Raw genomic sequence first — 21,035 nt, forward strand, 5'->3', positions numbered from 1 at the left:
CGACGCAACCGGAGGAGCATCCCATGACCGTCGTCGAGACCGTTACCACCGTGGAGTCCGTCCGCGCCCGCCTGCAGGAGGCCGGCGTCAAGTACGCGATGGCGAGCTTCGTGGACATGCACGGCAGCATCAAGACCAAGTTCGTCCCGCTGTCGCACCTCGAGCGCATGGCCGGGGGATCGGAGCTCTTCACGGGGGCCGCGCTCGACGGCCTCCCGCAGGCGATCAGCGACGAGGAGCTCTCCGCCCGCCCCGACCTCGACAGCGCCGTGCAGTTGCCGTGGCGGAAGGACGTCGCCTTCTTCGCGAGCGACCTCTACACGAAGGGCGAGCCGTTCGAGGCGGCGTCGCGCAACATCCTCAAGCGCCAGCTCGATGCGGCGGCCGAGATGGGCTTCACCTTCAACCTCGGGATCGAGACCGAGTTCTTCGTCCTGAAGGACACCCCGGAGGGTGTGACCGAGGTCAGCGACCGCGACGACCTCGCGAAGCCCTGCTACACGGCGACCGCGGCGCTCGACAACCTCGACTGGCTCACCGAGCTGGTCGAGGCGATGACCGAGATGGGCTGGGGCGTGTACTCGTTCGACCACGAGGACGCCCCGGGGCAGTTCGAGATCGACTTCAACTACTCCGACGCGCTCACCATGGCCGACCGCGCCGTCTTCTTCCGCCTCATGGCCAACGAGATCGTCCGCAAGCACGGCTACTTCGCCACCTTCATGCCGAAGCCCTTCGCCGACCGCAGCGGTTCCGGTGCGCACTTCAACATGTCGCTCGCCGACATCGAGACCGGTGAGAACCTCTTCGAGACGGACGACGACCCGCGTGGTTGCGGCATCTCGGAGCTCGGCTACAAGTTCATCGCCGGTGTCCTCAAGCACGCGCCGGCGCTCTCTGCGGTCATCGCGCCGACGGTCAACAGCTACAAGCGCCTCGTGCGTCAGGGCAGCATGTCGGGCTCGACCTGGGCGCCGGTGTTCGTGAGCTACGGCAACAACAACCGCACCAACATGCTCCGCGTGCCGCTGCAGGGTGGGCGCGTGGAGTGCCGGGCGGCCGACATCAGCTGCAACCCGTACCTCGGGGCGGCGCTCATCCTCGCCGCGGGCCTCGAGGGCATCCGTGAGGACCTCGACCCGGGTGCGCCGCACACCGAGAACATGTACGACTACACCGAGGCGGAGGTCGCGCAGCTCGGCATCGGCATGCTGCCCCGCAGCCTCGGCGAGGCGGTCGACGAGTTCGCCACCGACTCGCTGTCGCGCGTCGGTGTTCGGTGAGGCGATGTACGACGCGTTCATCGACTACAAGCGCCAGGAGTGGAACGAGTACCAGGCGCACGTGTCGGACTGGGAGACCGCCCGCTACCTGAAGTTCTTCTGATCCCGATGCACCAGGTCCTCGACCTCGGGAGGTTCGCGCTGGAGTCCGGCGCGGACCTCCCGGAGGCGCGGCTCGCGTACACGACGCAGGGCGCGCTGAACGCCGACGGCGACAACGCCGTCCTGCTCCCGAGCTACTACACCGGGACGCACGCGAGCTACGAGCCGTGGATCGGGCCGGGCCGGGCGCTCGACCCGGAACGTTGGTTCATCGTCTCGGTGAACCTGTTCGGCAACGGCGTCTCGACCTCGCCGTCGAACGCGGCTGAGGAGGTGCGCGGGTGCCGCGTTCCCCGAGGTCTCGATCGGAGACAACGTGCGCGCGCAGCGGCAGCTCGCCGAACACCTCGGGGTCCGCCGCTGGCGGTTGGTCGCCGGCTGGTCGATGGGCGCGTTGCAGGCCTACGAGTGGGCGGTGCGGTACCCGGAGTCCGTCGACGCGTTCCTCCCCGTCGCCGGTGCCGCGCGGTGTTCGCCGCACAACGCGGTCTTCCTGGCCGGCGTCGAGGCGGCGCTCCGGGCGGATCCGGCGTTCGACGGCGGCCGCTACACGACACCGCCGCGGGCCGGACTCCGCGCATTCGGGACGGTGTACGCCGGGTGGGCCTACTCGCAGGCGTTCTTCCGGGACGGCACCTACCGCGAGCTCGGGTACGCCGACGTCGCCGACCTCCTCGAGGACTGGGCGGCCGACCACGAGCGGTGGGACGCGAACGACCTGCTCGCGATGCTGCGCACCTGGCAGCGGGCGGATCCCGGGCGAGGGGTCGAGGGCGGGTTGGCCGCGGCGCTCGGGGGCGTGCGCGCGCGGAGCATCGTCATGCCGTCGTCGACCGACCTCTACTTCACCGTCGAGGACAACGTCCTGGAGTCGGCGATGATGCGTCGGAGCGAGGTGCGGGTCATCGAGTCCGACCTCGGCCATGTGGCGGGGCGGCCTGGCGTGCGTGCCGCCGAGACGGCCGTGATCGAGGCCGCGCATGCGCGAGCTGCTGGGCGAGGGCTGAGCTGCCGTGCCCGCCCGTAGGATTGGCGGAGGTGTCCGCGAGCAGGGAGTGGTGATCGATGGCCGGCCGCACAGGAGCATCGCCCGGTCGTCCTCGCGCGAGCGGCATCGCCGCCGAGGATCCTCGTGAGGAGATCATCCAGGTCGCGACCAGGCTGTTCGCGGAGCGCGGGTACGAGCGCACGAGCATGACGATGCTGGCCGAGGCGTGCGGGATGAAGCAGTCCTCGCTCTACTACTGGTTCGCGAACAAGCGCGAGGTGCTGCGGGCGACCGCCGCCTCGAACCGCCAGTCGGTCGGCGCCGCGGAGGCCCTCGGTCCGATCGAGGCTGATGTTCCCGCGAAGCTCTACCGCGTCCTCTACGAGGACGGCGTCGCGATCTGCGAGGCGCCCTTCGACTACAACGAGATCGAGCGGCTCGCGGCGGAGCATCCCGACGACCTCGCGTCGTTCTGGGACGACTACCGCGCGCTGTTCACGTTCATCGCCGGGCTCATCCGCGACGGCGTCGAGCAGGGGATCCCTCGTCCTCGGCGGCAGCGAGACGCCGGAGTGGGCGGCAGCGGCGGCGCTCCACGCCAACGAGGGCATGCAGAAGGCCTACCGCTACGGTTCCGGCGACATCGCCGCGCAGTACCCGCCGGTCGAGGCCGCCGAGGGTGCGAGCGAGACGGACCGCATCAGGGCCTTCGCGCGGCGCACCGCCTCCGCCACCCTCCACAGTCTCCTCGTCGACCGCGCTGCGCTCGCCGACGTCGAGCGGGCTGCCCTCGCAGCTCGACCTCGCGGCCGGCTGATCCGCCGATGGCGCGTCGCGACCCGCTGGAGGGTGCCCGCTCCGCTGATCCCGTAACGAACACGAAACGGATTCGATACTGCATTGAAACCGGTCGTCGCGACAATTGGATGACCTATTGAAAATGCGGTCGTCCGTTTCGGATCCCGCGCGAACCCTGGAGGTCCGAATGGACACGGCTGCAATCGCGGGCAACACGGCATGGCTCCTGACGGCGGTGGTGGCCGTGGCGCTCATGCTGCCCGGCCTGGCCATGTTCTACGGCGGGATGGTCAGCCGTCGCGTCACCATGAACATGATGATGATGATCTTCGCGTCGTTCTGTCTCGTCGGGATCCTCTGGGTGGCCTTCGGCTACTCGATGGTGTTCGGGGACAGCATCGGCGGCCTCGGACTCGTCGGCGACCCGACCGAGTACCCGGGTCTCGGCCAACTGCTCGTCGCGCCGGAGGGGAGCGCACTGCCGCCGCTCGCGCTCGCCGCACTCCACCTGATGTTCGCCGGTCTCACGATCGGGATCGTCGCGGGAGCGGCCGCCGGTCGGATGAAGTTCGGCGCGTGGATGGTCTTCGCCGGCGTCTGGTCGACGCTCGTCTACTTCCCGGTCGCGCACTGGGTCTTCGCCTTCGACTCCGCTGACGGCAGCGTGCAGGGCGGGTGGCTCGCCAACACGATCGGCTCGATCGACTACGCCGGCAGCACCGCGATCCACGTCAACTCCGGGGTCGCCGCCCTCGCACTCGCCATCGTCCTCGGCAAGCGCAACGGCTTCCCGTCGCAGCCCAAGGCGCACAGCCTCCCGCTCACCCTGCTCGGCGCCGGACTCCTCTTCGTCGGTTGGATCGGCTTCGACGGCAGCGCCCTCGGTGCGGCCGACAACAACGCCGCCGTCGCGGTCTTCAACACCGTCGCCGCCACCTGCGCCGGCGTCATCGTCTGGCTCGTCGTCGAGAAGCTGCGCGACGGTCACCCGACCACGCTGGGCGCCTGCTCGGGTGCGATCGCCGCACTCGTCGCCATCACGCCCTCCTGCGGCGCGGTCACCCCGCTCGGCTCGCTCGCGATCGGCGCCGCCGCCGCGGTCGTCTGCTACTTCGCCGTCAGCCTCAAGGTCCGCTTCGGCTTCGACGACGCCCTCGACGTCACCGCCCTCCACTTCGTCGGCGGTGTCGTCGGGGGTCTCCTCATCGGTGTCCTCGCGGTGCCGCTCGCGCCCAGCGGCGGCGAGGGACTCCTCGCGGGCGGCGGCTTCCTCCTCCTCGGCAAGCAGGCGCTCGCGATCGTCGCCGTGTTCGCCTACACCTTCACCATCACCTGGGTGCTCGCCAAGGTCCTCGACAAGACGATGGGCATCCGGGTGTCGGCCGAGACCGAGGCGCAGGGGCTCGACGTCGCCCTCCACGCGGAGAACGCGTACGAGATCAGCACGCACGAGGCGCTCGCCCCGCGCGGGCACGCCGAGCCGAAGGTCCCGGCCGTCGTCGAGTAGTCCCGGACGGCCCCCGCGGTCGACCATCCCCTGCCGAGGACACCACCGCGGTAGGGGGTGGTCGATACCCCAGGGTGATGCCCGGCGTCCGTCCGCTTCGTAGCGTCGGAGCATGGACGTCATCAACGAACTCATCCTCGGCGCCGTGACCTCACCATGGCTCTACCTGGTGATGTTCGCAGCGGCCGTGATCGACGGCTTCTTCCCGCCGATCCCCAGCGAGACGGTGCTCGTCGCCGCCGCGGCGGTCGCCGTCTCGACCGGTGGGTCGAACCTCCTGCTGCTCTGCGCCGTCGCGGCGGTGGGGGCGGCGATCGGCGACAACCTCGCCTACCTCATCGGCCGTGGCGTCGGCACGACCCGCTTCGCCTGGATGCGGCGTCCGCGCATCGCCGCGGCCTTCGACCGGGCCGGGCGGACCCTCGGCCGGCGGGGCGCGCCGCTCATCCTGGGTGCGCGCTACATCCCCGTCGGACGGGTCGCCGTCAACATGTCGGCGGGTGCCCTCCGGTACCCGTGGCGTCGTTTCCTGCCCCTGAGCGTCATCGGTGGCGTGACCTGGGCCGCCTACAGCGCGCTCATCGGCGTCGTGGCCGGGAAGCTCTTCGAGGACCAGCCGTTCCTCAGCTCCGTCATCGGGGTCGCCGTGGCGCTCGTCCTCGGTCTCGTCGTCGACCGGGTCGCAGCGGCGCGTCGTCGTCGTCGCGAGCGCTCGGAGGCCGCTGCCGGGGCGAGTGGGACCGAGGAGGCGGAGGCGGACGACCACCCCGTCCTGGTGCTGGTGGGAGAATGACGATCATGGATCGCACGTCGCCCGGCATCACCCGCCGGACCGTCATCCTCATCGTCCTCGCGGGCGTCGGAGTTGTCCTGCTCAGTGTCCTCGTGCCGATCCAGAGCCTCCTCTACGGCACCGTGCTCCCGGCGTCGTTCCTCCTCGGAGCCGCGATCTGCGGGGCACCTGTCCTCTCCGTGGTCCTTCCGCGCGTCGCGATCGCGCTGTTCGCCGCCGCCGCGTTCGTGCTCCCGCTCATCGCCTCGGCCGATCACGACCCGGTCTGGCCGTGGCCGTGGTCCGTACCCGCGCTCATCGCGTTCGCCGTCCTCGTCGGGGCCGTCACCTTCCTGCACGGCTGGTTGCCGGGGCTCATCACCCTGCTCGTGAACATCGCCGGCTCGCTCGTCGCAGCGCTGCTCGTGCCGTCCGCCGCCGACCCGACCGCCATGGCCGCCGACCTCATCGTCGCGTCCTCCATCGCCGCCGTGGCGTTCCTCGTCGCGCTCCTCGTCTCCGGGCGCGTGCGCATCGGCGAGGAGCTCACCCGGGAGCGCCAGGTCTCGGCCACCGAGCAGTCGCGGCGGCTGCTCGTCGAGGAGCGCACGCGGATCGCCCGCGAGCTGCACGACGTCGTCGCACACAGCATGTCCGTGATCCAGGTGCAGGCCTCGACCGCCAAGTACCGGGTGCCCGGCCTCGCGGACGAAGCCACGGCGGAGTTCGACGACATCGCAGCGACCGCCCGGGCGTCGCTCGTGGAGATGCGTCGCCTGCTCGGCGTCCTGCGGACCGAGGACCAGGTGGCCGAGTTGACGCCGCAGCAGGGCATCGCCGATCTCCCGGCGCTCGCGGAGAGCCTGCGCCGGGTGGGCGCCGACATCACCCTCCAGGTGACCGACACCGACGGCGCCGAGGTCCCGCCGTCCGTGCAGATCGCCGCCTTCCGCATCGTCCAGGAGGGCATGAGCAACGCGGTACGGCACGCGCCCGGCGCACCGGTCGCCGTGGACGTCCGGGTCGACGACGCCGCGGTGCACCTGCGCATCCACAACGGAGCGTCCCGGTCGGCTGGTGAACACGGGGCCGGACACGGCCTGCGTGGCATGCTGGAGCGCGCGGAACTCCTCGGCGGCGGCTTGAGCGCCGGGCCGGACGGTGAGGGCGGCTGGCTCGTCGTCGCCACGTTGCCGGTCGCCGTGTCGTCCGAGCCACGGACGTCGACACCCTCGTCCCCCTCCCGACCCGTCTCCACGAAGGATCGCCCGTGACCATCGACGTCCTCATCGCCGACGACCAGGCCATGGTCCGCGCCGGGTTCGGTGCCCTCCTCGACGCCCACGAGGGCATCCGGGTGACCGGTCAGGCCGCGAACGGCGCCGAGGCCGTGAAACTGTCCGCGCGACTCGACCCCGACGTGATCCTCATGGACGTCCGTATGCCCGAGCTCGACGGGATCGAGGCGACCAAGCGCATCCTCGGGCCGTCCTACCCCGCGGCGAAGGTCCCACGGATCATCATGCTCACCACCTTCGACATCGACGACTACGTCTACGACGCGCTGCAGGCCGGGGCGAGCGGCTTCCTGCTCAAAGACGCCCTTCCCGAGGACCTGGTCCACGCCGTGCGGGTCGTGGCGGCGGGCGACGCCCTGCTCGCCCCGAGCGTGACCCGACGGATGATCGCGCAGTTCGCCGCGCAGAAGCCCCGCGCCTCGCATGGCGCCGCGCGGCTGGCGGAGCTCACCGAGCGCGAGCGAGAGGTGCTCGTCCTCATCGGCCATGGGCGGTCGAACAGCGAGATCGCCGCGACCCTGTTCATCGCGGAGCAGACCGTGAAGACCCATGTCGGCAAGGTCCTCGCCAAGGTCGGCGCGCGCGACCGCGTGCAGGCCGTGATCTTCGCCTACGACACCGGACTCGTCGCGCCCGTCCTGACCCGGACGCCCGCGCGTCGGTCCGCCTCACCCCTGGGTACGGGGCGCGACGACACCGCCGGGTGATGTGCCGCTTCGGTACCGCGTTCATAACCTCCTCGGACCATCACCGAGGAGGACCGTCATGGCCATCACCCACACCCAGCACCGCCGCTCCAGAACCCGCACCCGAGACCGGATCGCATCGCCCGTCGCCGTCCGGTGTCGCGCGACACGGGCATCGACCTCGTGCGTGCCTGCTGCATCGTCGGGGTCGTCGTCCTCCACGCGATGATGGTCGGCGTGACGGTGACCTCCGCCGGCCCGGTGTTCGAGAACGCGAGCGACGGCACGGCGTGGATCGCGCCGCTCAGCTGGGTCCTGCAGGTCATGCCGCTGTTCTTCGTCATCGGCGGGTTCGCCGGGTTGCTCGCCTTCCGTCGGCAGCGATCGCGAGGGGTGCCGGCCTCGGCGTTCGTCGCGGCACGGCTGCACCGCCTGTTGCTCCCCGCGGTCGTGACCATCGGCTGTGTGGGAGCCGCACTCGCGATGCTGACCCTGGCCGGTGTCCCCGCCGACCTCGTCGCCACGGCCGGCTTCCGGTTCGGCCAGCCCCTCTGGTTCCTCGGCGTCTTCCTGCTCTGCCAGGCACTGCTGCCCGCACTCGCCGCCGCCCACGAGCGCGCACCGCTCCGGTCGATCGCGTCGCTCGCCACTGCCGCCGTGCTGGTCGACGTCCTGCGCGCTGCCACTGGTGTCGACGCCCTCGGATTCCTCAACCTCGTCCTCGTCTGGACCGCGCTCCAGCAACTCGGGTTCTTCCTGGCGGACGGCTCGATCGGCGCGCTCAGCCGGCGTGTCCGGGCGCTCGCCGGTGTCGGGGCGGTCGTCGTCCTCGTCGTCACCTGGTGGACCGGCGTGTACTCGAGTGACCTCATCGCGAACATCAACCCGCCCACCGCGGCGCTCCTGCTCGTCGGCGTCGCGCACACGGCACTGCTGTCGCTCCTGCGAGACCGGCTCACGAGGCTCAGCCGGCGGCCCAGGGTCGCGGCGGTGACGGCCTTCGTCACCACGCGGGCCATGACGATCTACCTCTGGCACATGCCGGTGCTGCTGGCGATGGCCGGCGCGTCGGCCCTGTTCGCACTGACGACCGGCATCGCGCTTCCGGCGCCGGACAGCCTCGGATGGTGGCTCGGGCGGCCACTCTGGCTGGCGCTCGCGCTGACGCTGACCGCACTGGTCGCGACGGTGTTCGCCCGCGTCGAGGCGGTTCCGAGCCCGGTCGCGACCGGTGCACGACGGCGACTCGCGATCGCCGTCCTCCTGGGGCTGGGCGCGATCGTGGCGCTCCTCGTGATCGGTACGACGGTGCTCAGCGCGGCGCTCGCCGTGGTGCTGATCCTCGCCGCGTTACTCCTGAGTGCAGAGGCCGGCGCGGATCGTCGCGGCCAGTGCCGTGCGCCGACGCTGGTGGACCTCGGGTGCGTCCGCTGAGGTCGCGACGACCGTCATCGACGCCTGTGCCCACGTCGCGGCGGTCGAGATGAGCAGCGACCAGATGTCCGCCGGGTCGAGGTCGGGGCGGATCGACCCCGCTCGTTGCTCCGCCTCGATGTCCTGGATGTGGCGGACGTCGTGGTCTTCGAGGCTGGGGTACAGGTAGCCGGTGCTCTCGCGCTCGAGCCGCTTCCACAGCACCAGGCGGGCGAGCGCCGGATCGGCGAGGTAGTCGTCGTAGAGCCGGGCCGCGTACTCGGGGAGCTCGGCCGCCGTGAACGGCACGCGATCGCCGTTCGCGATGACGTGGGCGTGGAAGACGGCGTCGAACAGCTGGTCCTTCGCGCCGTAGTAGGCGTAGATCATCGGCTTGCTCATGCCGGAGCGCTTGGCGATGCGGTCCACCCGTGCGCCTGCGATGCCGTGGGTGGCGAACTCCTCGGTCGCGGCGTCGAGGATGCGCTGGCGAGTCTGTTCCGCGGTGGTCATCGATCCAGTGTAGCGATACTACCAACTAGTAGGTAGTATCGGCCCATGCGCACAACCGCCCTCATGTCCACCGCTGCTCCCCGCTCCCTCCGACCGACCGTCATCGACCGCCGCGACCTCCGCCCGGACGATGTCGACGTGCGGGTCACGCACTGCGGCGTCTGCCACAGCGACCTGCACGCCCTCGCCTCCGCGGGACCCGCGGCCGGACTCGTGCCCGGACACGAGTTCGTCGGGGAGGTCGTCGCCGTCGGCTCCGAGGTGACGTCCTTCGCCCCCGGCGATGCCGTCGCCGTCGGCAACATCGTCGACTCGTGCGGTACCTGCACCATGTGTCTGCGCAGCCAGGAGAACTCCTGCTTGGAGTTCCCGACCCTCACCTACGGTGGCCGGGACCGCATCGACGGGAGCACGACGCTCGGCGGCTACTCCGGGCGCTATGTCGTCCGCGACAGCTTCGTCTACCACCGCCCGGCCTCCCTGGATCCGGCGGGTGTGGCACCCCTGATGTGCGCCGGCATCACCGTCTGGGAGCCGCTCCGCACCAACGGCGTGGGGGAGGGGACGCGGCTCGGCGTTGTCGGCCTCGGCGGTCTGGGGCACCTCGCCGTCCGACTCGGCCACGCGCTCGGCGCCGACGTCACGGTCTTCACCACCTCCGAGGGCAAGGCGACCGACGCGCTGCGGCTCGGCGCGTCCCGGGTCGTGGTCTCGACCGACCCCGAGGCGATGGCCGCAGCGGCCGGCAGTCTCGACCTCGTCATCGACACGGTCTCCGTGGAGCACGACCTCACACCGTACCTCCGCGTCCTCGACCTCGACGGGACCCTGTGCTCGCTCGGCTACCTCGGACCGATCTCCATCCAGACGATGGACCTGCTCCTCGGCCGGAAGCGACTGACATCGTCGGGCAGTGGCGGTCACCGGTGGACGCAGGACCTCCTCGACTTCTGCGGCACCCACGGCGTGACGGCGGACGTCGAGGTGGTCCCGGCCGCGGACGTGGACGTGGCGCTCGATCGGCTGGCCCGCAACGACGTCCGGTACCGCTTCGTGCTGGACCTCGCCGACATCGACGCCGAGCTCGCCTGACGATCAGGAGTGCGGTCGTCTGCCGTCCCATCACGCCGTCGAAGAACGCCGCGAGCTCCGCGGTGGCCGTGAGCGGGAGCACGTGGGCGACGTACTGGTCCGGCCGCACGACGACGACGGCACCCGCTCGGTCGACGCCGCGCTCGGCGAAGATGTCGACGTCGGGATGGCGGGCGTAGACCTTCTCGTAGTCGATGAGGTCGAACGGGCCGACGCGCGGCAGGAACACCGGCGGAACGGTGCCGAGGTCGATGTCGGTGTGGCGCTGCTGGTAGACGATCTTCACGTCGAACCAGTCGTCGGCCCGCACGCCGTCAGGCACCGCGCGGAGCGGTGACTCCGGGTGCGTCCTGCAGCCAGGCGGCGAGCTCCGCCGATCGGCCAGACGCTGGCGAAGCGGCATCCGCGAAGACGTAGATCCGCCAGCGCCCGTCGGCCGTGGCGTGGTGTCCGAGATGGATGTGGTTGGCGTCCGCGACGCGCGAGGTGAGGGCGGACTTGAACCGCTTGCCGATCGGGAAGCCGCTCGCGAGGTGCTGGTGGGTCGCCTCGCCGACGATGGCCGACGGGGTGTACTCGGTCATGAAGCCGGCCGGGAACTCCGCCGTCCGCACGTAGAAGTCGGCGAGCTCGGACGGGTCGGCGAACTCCTCCGGCCGCTTGGCCATGAGGCTCGACCACTCGCGGTCGAAGTCGATGAGCTCCCGGGCGACGACCTGACGCTCGGCCGAGTACGTCGCCAGCAGGCTCTCGGGGCTCCGACCCTCGAGCACGTGGCCGAGCTTCCACGCCAGGTTGAAGCCGTCCTGCATCGACACGTTCATCCCCTGCCCGGCCTTCGCGCTGTGGGTGTGGCAGGCGTCGCCGGTGATGAAGACGCGCGGCGTGCGCGTGCCGAGTTCGTCGAGCGGGACGTCGTCGAAGCGGTCCGTCAGGCGATGGCCGACCTCGTAGACGCTGTGCCAGGCGACGTGCTTCACGTCGAGCCGATAGGGACTCAGGATGGTGTTCGCGTGGTCGATGATCTGCTCGATCGAGGTCGACCGCACGGCCTCGCTGCCGCCCGACGGCACCTCGCCGAGATCGACGTACATGCGGAAGAGGTGCCCGCCCTCGCGGGGGATGAGCAGGATGCTGCCGCCGGAACCCGACTGGATGGCGCACTTCGTGCGGATGTCGGGGAAGTCGGTGACGGCGAGGGCGTCCATGACGCCCCACGCGTGGTTCGCCTGGTCGCCGGCCAAGGTGCAGCCGATCGCCTGGCGGACGGCACTCCGGGCGCCGTCGGCCCCGATGACGTACTTCGCGCGGACGGTCCTGGTCTCGCCGGAGGACTCATCGCTCGTGTCCAGCAGCGTGACCGCGACCGGGTACTCCGCGTCGTCGTCGATCTCGAGTCCCTGGAACGCCCACCCGTAGTCGGGGCGCATCCGGGTCGGGGCGTTCGCCATGTACTCGGCGAAGTAGTCGAGCACGCGGGCCTGGTTCACGATGAGGTGCGGGTACTCGCTGACGCCGGTGGTGTCGTCGAGCGGTCGGGCGCCGCGGACGATCCGACCCGGGTCGTCGAGCGTCGGGCTGCCAGAACGCCATCTCGGTGATGCGGTACGCCTCGGCGGTGATGCGCTCGGCGAAGCCGAAGGCGTCGAAGGTCTCGACGCTGCGCGCCTGGATGCCGTCCGCCTGGCCGATCGCGAGGCGTCCCGGTCGGCGCTCCACGATCCGCGTGGTGATCGTCGGGAACCGGGACAGCTGGGCGGCGGCGATCATGCCGGCCGGGCCGCTGCCGACGATGAGGACGTCCATCTCCTCCGGGAGGTCATCGGGCCGGTCGACCCCGACGCCCGCTGCGGGCAGGACCCGCGGATCACCGGAGACATAGCCGTGGTGGTGGAACTGCATCGATTCCTCACTTCATCGTCAAGAATTCGATAATGGAACACGCTGTTCGCTTATCGCACGGCAGACACTACCCTGCACCGGCGCACGGTGGAAGACCGTTCGCCGGTGCAGGTGCAGCTCGAGTCGCGGGAGCTCAGTCCTTCGTCGCCCAGGTGCCGAGGTCCTTGACCTCGATGACCGTGGGCAGGGCGTCCTTGTCGCCGAGGAAGGCCTGGCAGGCGACGAGCGGGGCGTCGGGGGACACCCCGGCCGTCGCGTTGCCGTCCGGGGTGCAGTCGAACTGGCCCAGGACCTTGATGGGCTGGTAGCGTGCCCGTGCCGCTGAGCTTCCATTCGTCCGTCGTCGGCACGGGGAGGGCGGAGCGGTCGGCGTCCTTGATGTCGCCGTCCGTCAGCGTGACCGAGTAGGTGACGAAGTACGGGGTCTTCCCCTCGTCCGACGGCGTCGACTGCACGCCCATCTCGGCGAGGTCGCTGAGCTTCCCCTCCCGGACGTCGTCGATGGCGAACGACATCTCGACGCCCGTCCCGACCTCGACGGCCACACCCGTGCCGAGTGCCAGGGCGTCGTCGGGTGCCTGCTGCGGGCTCGAGCACCCGGTCAGGGCGATCCCGGCGGTCGCTGCGACGAGGGCGGTCAGGGCGAGGGTGCGGTGCATGCGGATCATGTCATCGACGGTATCGGGGACGGCCGCCCGAGGCCTACGGGGACAACTCCCCATCTGTCGGGGAGGAAGCGCGACTCGCCGTCGTCCAGTGCCCCGGTCGGTCGAGGGTGGTCGGCAGGAGCGCCGCCTCGTCACCTCGTGCCGCGTTGAGCTGCATCTGGGTGAGGAACAGGGCGGCCGAGAGGTCGGCCCCGTCGAGTCGTGCATCGCGGAGATCGGCTCCGAGCAGGTCGACGCCCGCCAGGTCCGCCCCACGCAGGTCCGCGCCGATCAGGATCGCCCCGCGCAGATCGGCTCCGCACAGCCGACGAGCGCGCAGGTCGCGGCCGGCGAGGTCCGCCGAGGGGTGGAGGTCGTCGCCTGGCTCGGTGTCGGCGCCGGCCAGGTACCCGCCCCGCGCCTCCTCGCTGACGTCGATCAGCAGGTGCCGGACGTCGGCGCGGAGGGACTCGACGTCGCAGGCGAGGATCTCGGAGGTGCCGCCGTCGAGGATCCGCTGGATCCCGGTACGGAGGCGGCTGATGTGCGCCATCAGGTCTGACGCGGCCGTCCGCTCGGCGGCTTCGACGAGGTACCAACTCATCTCCTGCAGCTGGCGCACGACGGAGAACGTGGCGAACATCTCGGCGCTCGTGTCGGGGCGTTCCCGCCAGCTCGTGCCGCTGAAGAGCTCCTGCGAGACGAGCTGGCCAGCGCCGAAGCAGTCGAAGACGGTGCATCCGCGGAACCCTCTCGGACGCAGGGATTCGTGGATGGTGCAGGAGAAGTCGTCCGCCAGATTGAGGCAGGGCGTTCCCGCTGGTTTGTCGATCGGGAAGTCGGCCGATCGTTGGAACCCGAAGGCGGTGCAGCAGAGCGCGAAGCAGTCAGCGCAGTTCGCGCGGAGCGCCGAGCGGTCGTCGGAGGGGGTGGAGGAAGCGTCGATGGACGTCATGCGTGGGTGTTCTTTCCGGAGTGGTTTCGAGTGGGGGCCGGGGTGCAGGGGAACTCCGCAGGGAGCTCCCGTTCCGGGCGCACGAAATCACCGCCCCTCGTGGGAGGAGCGAACGGGTGTCGCTGAAAGGCCTCTGGGTCACAGAGCGAAAGAACGGTTCACTGCCCTCAGGGTATCGGAGGGCGTCGGATCGGCGTGCTCGATCGCGATTGCATCACAGAACCCAAGGGTTCTAAGGTGAACAGCGATTTCGTGAATGGCAGAAGGGTGATGACGATGAGTGAGAAGCCAGTGAGTTGGGGGAGCGCGCGCGCGAAGTTGGGCCGAGATCCGGAGCGCGTCGCCGCCGCTCGCCATGCCGCCGAGGCAGAAGTGCTCGCTTACCAACTGGTCACGCTGCGGAAGGAAGCTGATCTGACGCAGACGGAGCTCAGTAAGACGATGGGCGTATCGCAGCGCGTGTGTCGGCCATCGAACACGGGCAGCTCGAGTCGTTCGAACTCGACACCATCAGGATGTACGTCGCCGCGTTGGGTGGTCAGGTCCGGGTTGTCGCCGACTCCGGGGATCGCAGCGTCACCCTTGCGAGTTGACCTTCTCGCAGGCCTGTGATCGCATCGAGCAGATGAGTACGCGTCCATGGTGCTCTCGGTGGTCCTGCGGTCGGGAAGTCGACCTGCGGCAGGCGCCTCGCCGGAGAGCGTGAACGAGCGGAGTTCATCGATGCCGACGACGTTCGACAGCTGATCGTGCCGGTGACGCGACGCTCTGGAGCGGTCCGAGGGCGAGCACAGCACCTGCTCGCGGTCCGGAACGCCGCGGCGCTCGCTCGCAATCTCGGTGACGCCGGCTTCGACGTGGTCATCGCGCATGATGCCGTGCCGGCTGATCGCGCTCGCGGCCTACCGTGCCGAACTCGCCGACTGCCTCGTGGTCCATGGTCAGCACTCCCGGCGGATGAGGCGTCGAGTGCGTGCCGCGTCGCGCCCCGCGCATCTGCCTGACGTCCGAGTTCGATCTGCTGCACGAGGTGCTTGCGTCAGCCGCCGGAGGTCGACGTCGTCCTGGACGTCTCCGGCTTCACGACCGATTCCGACAGCGTCGATGGCGATCCGTCCGACGCTGCGGGCGTTGTCCGCTGACCCGCCGGGGGTTCAGTCCCGGATGAGCTGGTTCAGTGCGGCCCAGCCGAGCGTGGGCGGTGATGCGGGAGCTGCATCGGGCGTCTCGAGCATCGCCGTCGCCCACTGCTGCGCGAGGCTGTAAGCGGCTTCCGCGATCGACGAACCAGCGCTGATGCGACTCGCGCCGGCTCTCGCGAGCTCGCTGATCGTCAGCGTTCCCGGACCGAAGGCGACGTTGAGTGGCAGGGTCGTCGCATCGGCGAGCCGCTCGATCGTGTCGGCTCGGAGGGCACCGAGCACGAAGATCCCGCTCGCGCCGGCCCGTGCATACGCAGCGGCACGCGTCACCGTCTCGTCGAACCAACGGTCGTCTCCGATGTCGCCGAGTCGATGCGTGTCGATCCGGGCGTTGATGAAGAGGGGAATCCCGGCCTGGTCAGCGGCAGACCGTGCTGCCTCGATCCGTCGTTCCTGTTCCGCGATCGGGCGGAGCGAGTCCTCGAGGTTCACGCCGGAGGCGCCCGCGTCGATACAGGAGGCGATCGTGCGGGCGACCTCGTCCGGTGTCTCTCCGTAGCCGCCCTCGATGTCCGCGGTGACCGGGACGGACACCGACGATGCGATCCGTCGCACGGTGTCGAGGGCGACGTCGCGGTTCAGCTCGTTCCCGTCGCGGTGCCCGAGCGACCAGGCGACCCCGGCACTCGTCGTCGCGATCGCGCGGGCGCCGGACGCCAGGACGGCGCGGGCGGAGGCGACGTCCCAGGCGTTCGGCAGGATCAGCGGGTCTCCGGGGACGTGCATCGCCTGCAGGGCGAGCGCGCGTTCGAGCGGTGTGGTCATCAGGCAAGTCCAGCACATCTCGCCTGGCCGTTCGACCGCGTGGATGGCTGAGACCCAGGGGGTCAGCGGACCGAAGGGGTGAAGGCTGAGCTCGAGCGTGACATCGGAATCGCGCCGGGGAACGGCTCGCGTTTCGGCTCCCAGCCCGGGTTGGCCGCCCGCAGCTCGGCGATCTTCCTCGTCTGCCCGTCCCAGATCCTCGTGAGGACGTTGCCGGTGCGTCGGCTCAGCATCGTGGTGATCAGGTTGAGTGGCGAGATCGGGACGGGCATCTCGACGTCGAGCAGGATGCAGAGCCGACCCGAGTACAGGAAACTCGGATCGTGGTTCACGAACCACCCGCCGCCGCCGATCCGCAGGTAGGTCTCGCCGATGTATCGCGTGGCGCCATCGGTGAAATCGGTGTCCTGCTCCTGCGCGAAGACGTGGCGGTCCGGCCAACGGTCGAGGATGAGCTGCTCGAGGGAGACGAGCGAGTCCCGCGTGTAGTCGGTGACGACCTCGCGCGGTGTGAGGAAGTCCTCGAATCGCGCGAGGCGTGGTTGCATGATCTCCAGCCACTCGATCAGCAGCTTGTCCTGCTCTGGTGCGTGTGACTGCTCGCCGGTCTCGGTGCGTCCGTCGTCGCTCATCCCTCGAACGTACGCGGTGCGCGACGGGCAGGGAATGGGGACATCTCCCCTCGGTGTGGTTGGCTGGGCCACACCTGATCGCATTCGTCACCCTTGGAGGTAGCCGTGCGTGTCTTCGGTGTCTTTGCCCTCGTACTCGCCGCCCTCGGCCTCGTGGTCGCCTCGCTGGTCGTGATCGGCAACCCGGATCTGGCCGCACCCGGTCCGCAACTCCTGCCGTACCAGGCGTACGACTCCTGGCGCTTCACCCTCGGCCTCCTGCTGTGGGGTGCGGGTGTCTGGCTCGCGGTCGGCATCCTCGCGGTGTCGCGTCAGCCGGGGCTCGCCTGGCTCGTGCTGCTCGCGTTCATCCCGCTACTCGTGGTCGACCTGATCGGCGGCGGGCTGATGCCGAGCTTCGTCCTGGCGCTCCTCGCGGTCGTCGTCCTCGGCCTGGTCGTCCCGGTGATCGTCGGGGTCGTCGGCATCGCGATCGGCGGGGCTGTCCGGCGTCGGAAGCTGCGGACAGCACCGACGGCCTGAACCGTTCGGCCGGCGCTTCCGCTACCGCGCACCCTCGAAGGTCTGCGTCCCGAGCACGGCGAGGAGCTTGAGCTTGCTTGCGGCCTCGGTGTGCGGCGCGGCCGTGAGGACGAGGAGTGCCTGCGACTGGTCCTCGGTGAACAGGGCCTGGCAGTCCAGCTCGATGGGGCCGATCTCGGGGTGGATGAGCACCTTGTGGTCCTCGAAGCGCCGCCCGACCTCGTGCGTCGCCCACAGTCGCCGGAACTCCTCACTGTGCCCGGTGAGCGCCTCGACGATCTCGCCGGCCGGCGACTGCGCCCCCAACGAGCCGTAGGCCGCACGCAGCGACGCGACCTGCGCTCGACTCTGCCGGTCCCGGTCCTCGGCGGGGTATCGCTCGCGTTCCTCCGGGTGCAGGAACCAGCGGTAGATCGCGCTGCGTTCCAGGCCCCGGTACCGGTTCGCATCGCCGAACAGCGCCCGGGCCGGGTCGTTCTGGACGAGCGTCTCGCCGAGCGCCGACAGGATGAGCGCGGGTGCGTCGGTGAGCCGGTCGAGGACGCGCAGAAGCGCCGGCGCGACGTAGTCGGTCGCTGCGAGGCGGGTCGGCGCGTTGTGTCCGGCGATCCGATACAGGTAGTCGCGTTCCTCGGCACTCAATCGGAGCGCCCGCGCGAGCGAACCCAGCATCTGCGTGCTCGGCTGCGGACCCCGCTGCTGCTCGAGCCGCGCGTAGTAGTCGGTCGACATCGCTGCGAGCTGCGCGACCTCCTCGCGTCGGAGCCCGGCCGTCCGTCGCCGAGGTCCGCTGCTCAGACCGACGTCCGCGGGCTGCAACGTCGATCGGTGTCGGAGGAGGAAGTCGGCGAGCGCTGGGCGATCCATCCCGCCAGTATCCGCCTCCGCGGCCAGGCGATCCAGGGATCGCGGATCCATGGATCGCCGCACCCTGGTGCGGCCGTCGTCACCGACGGAGACTCGATGCATGCAGATCACCGGAAACACCGTCTTCATCCCCGGCGCGACGAGCGGCATCGGCCTCGCTCTCGCACGACGCCTCCACGCAGCCGGCAACACCGTCATCATCGGCGGGCGACGCACCGAACTCCTCGAGTCGATCGCCGCCGACGAGCCCGGCCTCCACACCGTGCGGATCGACACAGCCGATCCTGCGAGCATCGAAGCCGCGGCGAAGCAGGTCATCGCGGAGCACCCGGAGATGAACGTGCTCATCACGATGGCCGGCGTCATGCGCGGCGAGGACTGGACTGGTTCCGACTTCGTCGCGACCGCCGAGGAGATCATCACGACGAACGTCCTCGGGCCCATCCGGCTCATCGGCGCGTTCATCGAGCAGCTCCGCAGCCGACCGGACGCGACGATCATGACCGTCTCCTCGGGCCTCGCTTTCACCCCGCTGCGGGTGACGCCGACCTACAACGCGAGCAAGGCGGCCATCCACATGCTGAGCGAGTCGATCCGCCTCCAGCTGGCGGACACGGGCGTCCGTGTCGTCGAGCTCGTCCCGCCGGCCGTCCGCACCTCGCTCATGCCCGGCCAGGAGGAGAGCGACTTCGCGATGCCACTCGACGCGTTCGCCGACGAGGTCATGGGCCTCATCGAGTCGCAGCCCGACGCCACGGAGATCCAGGTCGAGAACGTCAAGTTCCTGCGCTACGCCGAGGTCCGCGGCGAGTACGACCAGACCGTCGCGATGCTCAACCGCCTCGACCCGCACTAGGCGCGTTCGTTCGCCCGGATCTGCACGAAATCAGGCTGAGATCGTGCAGATTCGGGCGACTCAGCGCGTCCGGAGCCCGCCAGATGGCGGTGCGATGCCGGGAAGACGGGCACGTTCGGCGGGTGAGTCGGGCCGTCGCGAGCAGCAGACTGGGGACACCGTCATCCGCTGTGGACATTGGAGTTCATCATGACCGCGACCGCGAACCACCCGCCCTTCGATCCCGAGCTCGCCGCGGTCCTCGCCGCCGTCGGTGATCTGATGCCCTCGACCCTCACCGCCGACATGATCCCGATGCTGCGCCAGGCGTCGCCGGTCTCGCTCCCCGTGGACGAGATGCTCGCCGAAGCCGGGGTCGAGCGCCGCGATCTGACCATCGCCGGGTACGAGGGTGCCGAGATCTCCGTCTCCGTGCTCGCGCGAGCCGGCAAGGTCGGCACCGGCCCCGGAGTGTTCCACACCCACGGCGGCGGGATGGTCATGGGCGACCGCTTCGTGGGGCTCGGCCAGTTCCTGCCGTGGATCGTCGAACTCGACGCCACGGTCGTCACCGTCGAGTACCGACTCGCACCGGAGTTCCCCGACCCGTACCCGGTGGAGGACTGCTACGCCGCACTCGTCTGGACGGCGGAGCACGCGCAGGAACTCGGCATCGATCCGGCTCGGTTCATCATCGCGGGAGCGAGCGCCGGTGGAGGGCTCGCCGCTGGTGTCGCGCTCCTGGCCCGCGATCGGAGCGGTCCGGAGCTCGCCGGCCAGGTCCTCATCTACCCGATGCTCGACGATCGCGACGCCACCGTCTCGACCACGCAGATCGACGGGGTCGGCGTCTGGGACCGGGGCAGCAACATCACCGGCTGGACCGCACTGCTCGGCGACCGTGTCGGAGGCGACGACGTCTCCATCTATGCCGCCCCGGCACGCGCAACCGATCTGACCGGCCTGCCACCCGCCTTCATCGACTGCGGCAGTGCAGAGGTCTTCCGTGACGAGGACGTCGCCTACGCGACGTCGCTCTGGCAGGCCGGCGTCCAAGCCGAGCTCCACGTGTGGCCGGGTGGGTTCCACGGATTCGACATGCTCGCGCCGCACGCCGAACTCGCCCGGGCCATGACCGCCGCCCGGAACGCCTGGGTCGCTCGCCTGCTCGCGCCCTGAGGTCATCGCCTGTGACGGCCCGGTTCCCTATGCTGGGTCGTCACAGGCACATCGGAGTGACGCCATGCAGGAACTCGTCGGCCGCCTCACCGCTTTGGATCCCGAGGCGAGTGAAGGTCTGAAGGTCATCGCCTACTTCGACGCGCTCGTCGCGGGCGGGGTGAACACCGAAGCGCTCACCCGCGGAGCAGCCGTTCTGGCCGGGGTGCCAGCAGGAGCGCGTACCCCGGAGGCTGCCGTCCGCGTCGATCCTGCCGGCCACCGGCTGCCCGTCGAATCCGCGGACTGGCCGACGCGCACGGTCGCCGGTGACGGGTCCGTCTGGTTGGAACGCGTCGGAGTCGCCCACGCCAACGACGCGATCGTGCTCGAACGGTTCGCGCTCGCCGTGGCCCTGCTGCGGTCGCGGCGTCACCCGCAGGCGGACTCGTCGGTGCAGATCCTGCTCGATGCCGATCGTTCCGAGTCGGAACGATCGCAGGCCGCCGAACGACTGTCCCTCTCCGGCTCCGCCCTGCGGGTGATCGCGACGTCGCCGTCGGTGCACCCGCCGGGTGGTCCGTCGGCCCTCACGGTCGGCACCGGTGGCGATGCTGCGGGCCACGATCATCAGCGGTCCCGACTCGGTGCCGGGACCGTCTGCTGTCGACGGCGTCGCCGGAATCGGACGCCCGGGCGTCGCGACCCAGCTGGTGCGATCGTGGGCGGACGCGCAGTTGGCCATCAGCATGACGGACGCCTCCCACCGGGTCGTCGACATCGCGGACCTCGGTATCCTCGCTGACGCGGTCCGGGAGTTGGCCGCCACCGCCGCTGGGGTGCCGGACGTCTCGGCGCTCGCCGCACTCGACGATCGTGCCGTGCGGGTGCTCGACGCGCTGGTGCGAGGCGACAGTGTGCGGTCAGCAGCGCAGGAGCTCGGCATGCACCACTCGACGTTGCAGGGCAAGCACGAGCACTTCACCCGGATCCTGGGATACGACCCTCGCGAGCCGGTCGGACGGGCGCGCTACGAACTCGCCTCGCTGCTGCTCAGATCCATGGGGCGTTGAGTCGCCCCGTTCTGCACGGAATCCG

General features: G+C 70.1%; 22 protein-coding genes and 1 pseudogene. 15 read left to right on the top strand and 8 right to left on the bottom strand.

Translation table 11 applies throughout. The features are described from left to right. Positions 1-23 precede the first annotated feature (23 nt). From glnT to AC5JOC_RS09205, 9 genes are all read left to right on the top strand, one after another. A complete protein-coding gene (glnT, locus tag AC5JOC_RS09165; RefSeq protein ID WP_494246238.1) occupies positions 24-1,283 on the top strand; it encodes a type III glutamate--ammonia ligase in 1,260 nt (419 codons plus the stop codon). Between the two features lie 4 nt (positions 1,284-1,287). After that, entirely contained in the window at positions 1,288-1,386 is a 99-nt protein-coding gene (locus AC5JOC_RS09170; RefSeq protein ID WP_494246239.1) for a hypothetical protein, read from the top strand. 315 nt (positions 1,387-1,701) lie between these two features. Further along, positions 1,702-2,412, top strand: a complete 711-nt coding sequence (locus AC5JOC_RS09175) for an alpha/beta hydrolase family protein (protein WP_494246240.1) — start codon at positions 1,702-1,704, stop codon at positions 2,410-2,412. Positions 2,413-2,450: 38 nt separating this feature from the next. Next, positions 2,451-3,311 (top strand): TetR/AcrR family transcriptional regulator, encoded by an 861-nt coding sequence (locus AC5JOC_RS09180; RefSeq protein ID WP_494246241.1) that lies wholly within the window; start codon positions 2,451-2,453, stop codon positions 3,309-3,311. A 47-nt stretch (positions 3,312-3,358) separates the two neighbouring features. Then, positions 3,359-4,678, top strand: a complete 1,320-nt coding sequence (locus AC5JOC_RS09185) for an ammonium transporter (RefSeq protein ID WP_494246243.1) — start codon at positions 3,359-3,361, stop codon at positions 4,676-4,678. A 112-nt stretch (positions 4,679-4,790) separates the two neighbouring features. After that, positions 4,791-5,471, top strand: a complete 681-nt coding sequence (locus AC5JOC_RS09190; RefSeq protein ID WP_274499047.1) for a DedA family protein — start codon at positions 4,791-4,793, stop codon at positions 5,469-5,471. 5 nt (positions 5,472-5,476) lie between these two features. Beyond that, on the top strand, positions 5,477-6,724 hold the full coding sequence (locus AC5JOC_RS09195) for a sensor histidine kinase (RefSeq protein ID WP_494246244.1): 1,248 nt from the start codon (positions 5,477-5,479) through the stop codon (positions 6,722-6,724). Beyond that, a complete protein-coding gene (locus AC5JOC_RS09200; protein WP_494246246.1) occupies positions 6,721-7,455 on the top strand; it encodes a response regulator in 735 nt (244 codons plus the stop codon). The genes AC5JOC_RS09195 and AC5JOC_RS09200 overlap by 4 nt, the downstream gene beginning before the upstream one ends. 135 nt (positions 7,456-7,590) lie before the next feature. Continuing rightward, entirely contained in the window at positions 7,591-8,868 is a 1,278-nt protein-coding gene (locus tag AC5JOC_RS09205; RefSeq protein WP_494246247.1) for an acyltransferase family protein, read from the top strand. Here the strand turns inward: AC5JOC_RS09205 and AC5JOC_RS09210 are convergent. Then, positions 8,785-9,360 (bottom strand): TetR/AcrR family transcriptional regulator, encoded by a 576-nt coding sequence (locus tag AC5JOC_RS09210; protein WP_124768153.1) that lies wholly within the window; start codon positions 9,358-9,360, stop codon positions 8,785-8,787. The genes AC5JOC_RS09205 and AC5JOC_RS09210 overlap by 84 nt on opposite strands. Before the next feature lie 45 nt (positions 9,361-9,405). Here AC5JOC_RS09210 and AC5JOC_RS09215 point away from each other — a divergent pair, with 45 nt between their 5' ends. Then, positions 9,406-10,452: an NAD(P)-dependent alcohol dehydrogenase gene (locus tag AC5JOC_RS09215; protein WP_494246249.1), complete on the top strand. Its 1,047-nt coding sequence runs from the start codon at positions 9,406-9,408 to the stop codon at positions 10,450-10,452. 40 nt (positions 10,453-10,492) lie between these two features. Here AC5JOC_RS09215 and AC5JOC_RS09220 read toward each other — a convergent pair. From AC5JOC_RS09220 to AC5JOC_RS09245, 6 genes and pseudogenes are all read right to left on the bottom strand, one after another. Further along, a pseudogene (locus AC5JOC_RS09220) lies at positions 10,493-12,354 on the bottom strand (FAD-binding monooxygenase); the annotation flags it as partial. Between the two features lie 50 nt (positions 12,355-12,404). Beyond that, positions 12,405-13,022 (bottom strand): hypothetical protein, encoded by a 618-nt coding sequence (locus AC5JOC_RS09225; protein ID WP_494246251.1) that lies wholly within the window; start codon positions 13,020-13,022, stop codon positions 12,405-12,407. 34 nt (positions 13,023-13,056) lie between these two features. After that, the gene (locus tag AC5JOC_RS09230) at positions 13,057-13,956 is read right to left on the bottom strand and encodes a pentapeptide repeat-containing protein (protein ID WP_494246252.1); all 900 of its coding nucleotides are present in this window, start codon (positions 13,954-13,956) and stop codon (positions 13,057-13,059) included. 380 nt (positions 13,957-14,336) lie between these two features. Next, complete coding sequence (locus AC5JOC_RS09235; protein ID WP_494246254.1) at positions 14,337-14,828, bottom strand: hypothetical protein; 492 nt, start codon at positions 14,826-14,828, stop codon at positions 14,337-14,339. Positions 14,829-15,110: 282 nt separating this feature from the next. Next, positions 15,111-15,923, bottom strand: a complete 813-nt coding sequence (locus AC5JOC_RS09240) for an isocitrate lyase/PEP mutase family protein (RefSeq protein ID WP_494246256.1) — start codon at positions 15,921-15,923, stop codon at positions 15,111-15,113. A 62-nt stretch (positions 15,924-15,985) separates the two neighbouring features. Then, positions 15,986-16,555 (bottom strand): hypothetical protein, encoded by a 570-nt coding sequence (locus tag AC5JOC_RS09245; protein ID WP_494246258.1) that lies wholly within the window; start codon positions 16,553-16,555, stop codon positions 15,986-15,988. Between the two features lie 105 nt (positions 16,556-16,660). Here AC5JOC_RS09245 and AC5JOC_RS09250 point away from each other — a divergent pair, with 105 nt between their 5' ends. After that, positions 16,661-17,077 carry a hypothetical protein gene (locus tag AC5JOC_RS09250; RefSeq protein WP_426738643.1) on the top strand — a complete coding sequence of 139 codons (417 nt, stop codon included), beginning with the start codon at positions 16,661-16,663 and terminating at the stop codon, positions 17,075-17,077. 21 nt (positions 17,078-17,098) lie between these two features. Here the strand turns inward: AC5JOC_RS09250 and AC5JOC_RS09255 are convergent, their stop codons facing one another. Continuing rightward, positions 17,099-17,944: a helix-turn-helix transcriptional regulator gene (locus tag AC5JOC_RS09255; protein ID WP_494246260.1), complete on the bottom strand. Its 846-nt coding sequence runs from the start codon at positions 17,942-17,944 to the stop codon at positions 17,099-17,101. Positions 17,945-18,044: 100 nt separating this feature from the next. Between AC5JOC_RS09255 and AC5JOC_RS09260 the strand changes: the two genes are divergently transcribed. The 4 genes from AC5JOC_RS09260 to AC5JOC_RS09275 all read left to right on the top strand — a co-directional run bounded on the left by AC5JOC_RS09260 (position 18,045) and on the right by AC5JOC_RS09275 (position 21,010). Further along, a complete protein-coding gene (locus AC5JOC_RS09260; RefSeq protein ID WP_159876953.1) occupies positions 18,045-18,800 on the top strand; it encodes an SDR family oxidoreductase in 756 nt (251 codons plus the stop codon). Between the two features lie 189 nt (positions 18,801-18,989). Beyond that, positions 18,990-19,958: an alpha/beta hydrolase gene (locus AC5JOC_RS09265; protein ID WP_274499060.1), complete on the top strand. Its 969-nt coding sequence runs from the start codon at positions 18,990-18,992 to the stop codon at positions 19,956-19,958. 64 nt (positions 19,959-20,022) lie between these two features. Further along, positions 20,023-20,742: a hypothetical protein gene (locus AC5JOC_RS09270; RefSeq protein WP_494246261.1), complete on the top strand. Its 720-nt coding sequence runs from the start codon at positions 20,023-20,025 to the stop codon at positions 20,740-20,742. Further along, positions 20,687-21,010 carry a helix-turn-helix domain-containing protein gene (locus AC5JOC_RS09275; RefSeq protein WP_494246262.1) on the top strand — a complete coding sequence of 108 codons (324 nt, stop codon included), beginning with the start codon at positions 20,687-20,689 and terminating at the stop codon, positions 21,008-21,010. Before AC5JOC_RS09270 ends, AC5JOC_RS09275 begins: the two co-directional genes overlap by 56 nt. Positions 21,011-21,035: the final 25 nt, after the last annotated feature.

It is taken from the genome of Plantibacter sp. (assembly GCF_059073635.1).

Bases quoted from the DNA above. Each gene is read 5' to 3' on its own strand.
- glnT (WP_494246238.1), top strand. From the start codon at position 24: ATGACCGTCGTCGAGACCGTTACCACCGTGGAGTCCGTCCGCGCCCGC.
- AC5JOC_RS09170 (WP_494246239.1), top strand. From the start codon at position 1,288: ATGTACGACGCGTTCATCGACTACAAGCGCCAGGAGTGGAACGAGTAC.
- AC5JOC_RS09180 (WP_494246241.1), top strand. From the start codon at position 2,451: ATGGCCGGCCGCACAGGAGCATCGCCCGGTCGTCCTCGCGCGAGCGGC.
- AC5JOC_RS09185 (WP_494246243.1), top strand. From the start codon at position 3,359: ATGGACACGGCTGCAATCGCGGGCAACACGGCATGGCTCCTGACGGCG.
- AC5JOC_RS09190 (WP_274499047.1), top strand. From the start codon at position 4,791: ATGGACGTCATCAACGAACTCATCCTCGGCGCCGTGACCTCACCATGG.
- AC5JOC_RS09195 (WP_494246244.1), top strand. From the start codon at position 5,477: ATGGATCGCACGTCGCCCGGCATCACCCGCCGGACCGTCATCCTCATC.
- AC5JOC_RS09210 (WP_124768153.1), bottom strand. From the start codon at position 9,360: ATGACCACCGCGGAACAGACTCGCCAGCGCATCCTCGACGCCGCGACC.
- AC5JOC_RS09215 (WP_494246249.1), top strand. From the start codon at position 9,406: ATGCGCACAACCGCCCTCATGTCCACCGCTGCTCCCCGCTCCCTCCGA.
- AC5JOC_RS09225 (WP_494246251.1), bottom strand. From the start codon at position 13,022: ATGATCCGCATGCACCGCACCCTCGCCCTGACCGCCCTCGTCGCAGCG.
- AC5JOC_RS09230 (WP_494246252.1), bottom strand. From the start codon at position 13,956: ATGACGTCCATCGACGCTTCCTCCACCCCCTCCGACGACCGCTCGGCG.
- AC5JOC_RS09235 (WP_494246254.1), bottom strand. From the start codon at position 14,828: ATGCGCGATGACCACGTCGAAGCCGGCGTCACCGAGATTGCGAGCGAG.
- AC5JOC_RS09240 (WP_494246256.1), bottom strand. From the start codon at position 15,923: ATGACCACACCGCTCGAACGCGCGCTCGCCCTGCAGGCGATGCACGTC.
- AC5JOC_RS09245 (WP_494246258.1), bottom strand. From the start codon at position 16,555: ATGAGCGACGACGGACGCACCGAGACCGGCGAGCAGTCACACGCACCA.
- AC5JOC_RS09255 (WP_494246260.1), bottom strand. From the start codon at position 17,944: ATGGATCGCCCAGCGCTCGCCGACTTCCTCCTCCGACACCGATCGACG.
- AC5JOC_RS09260 (WP_159876953.1), top strand. From the start codon at position 18,045: ATGCAGATCACCGGAAACACCGTCTTCATCCCCGGCGCGACGAGCGGC.
- AC5JOC_RS09265 (WP_274499060.1), top strand. From the start codon at position 18,990: ATGACCGCGACCGCGAACCACCCGCCCTTCGATCCCGAGCTCGCCGCG.
- AC5JOC_RS09270 (WP_494246261.1), top strand. From the start codon at position 20,023: ATGCAGGAACTCGTCGGCCGCCTCACCGCTTTGGATCCCGAGGCGAGT.
- AC5JOC_RS09275 (WP_494246262.1), top strand. From the start codon at position 20,687: ATGACGGACGCCTCCCACCGGGTCGTCGACATCGCGGACCTCGGTATC.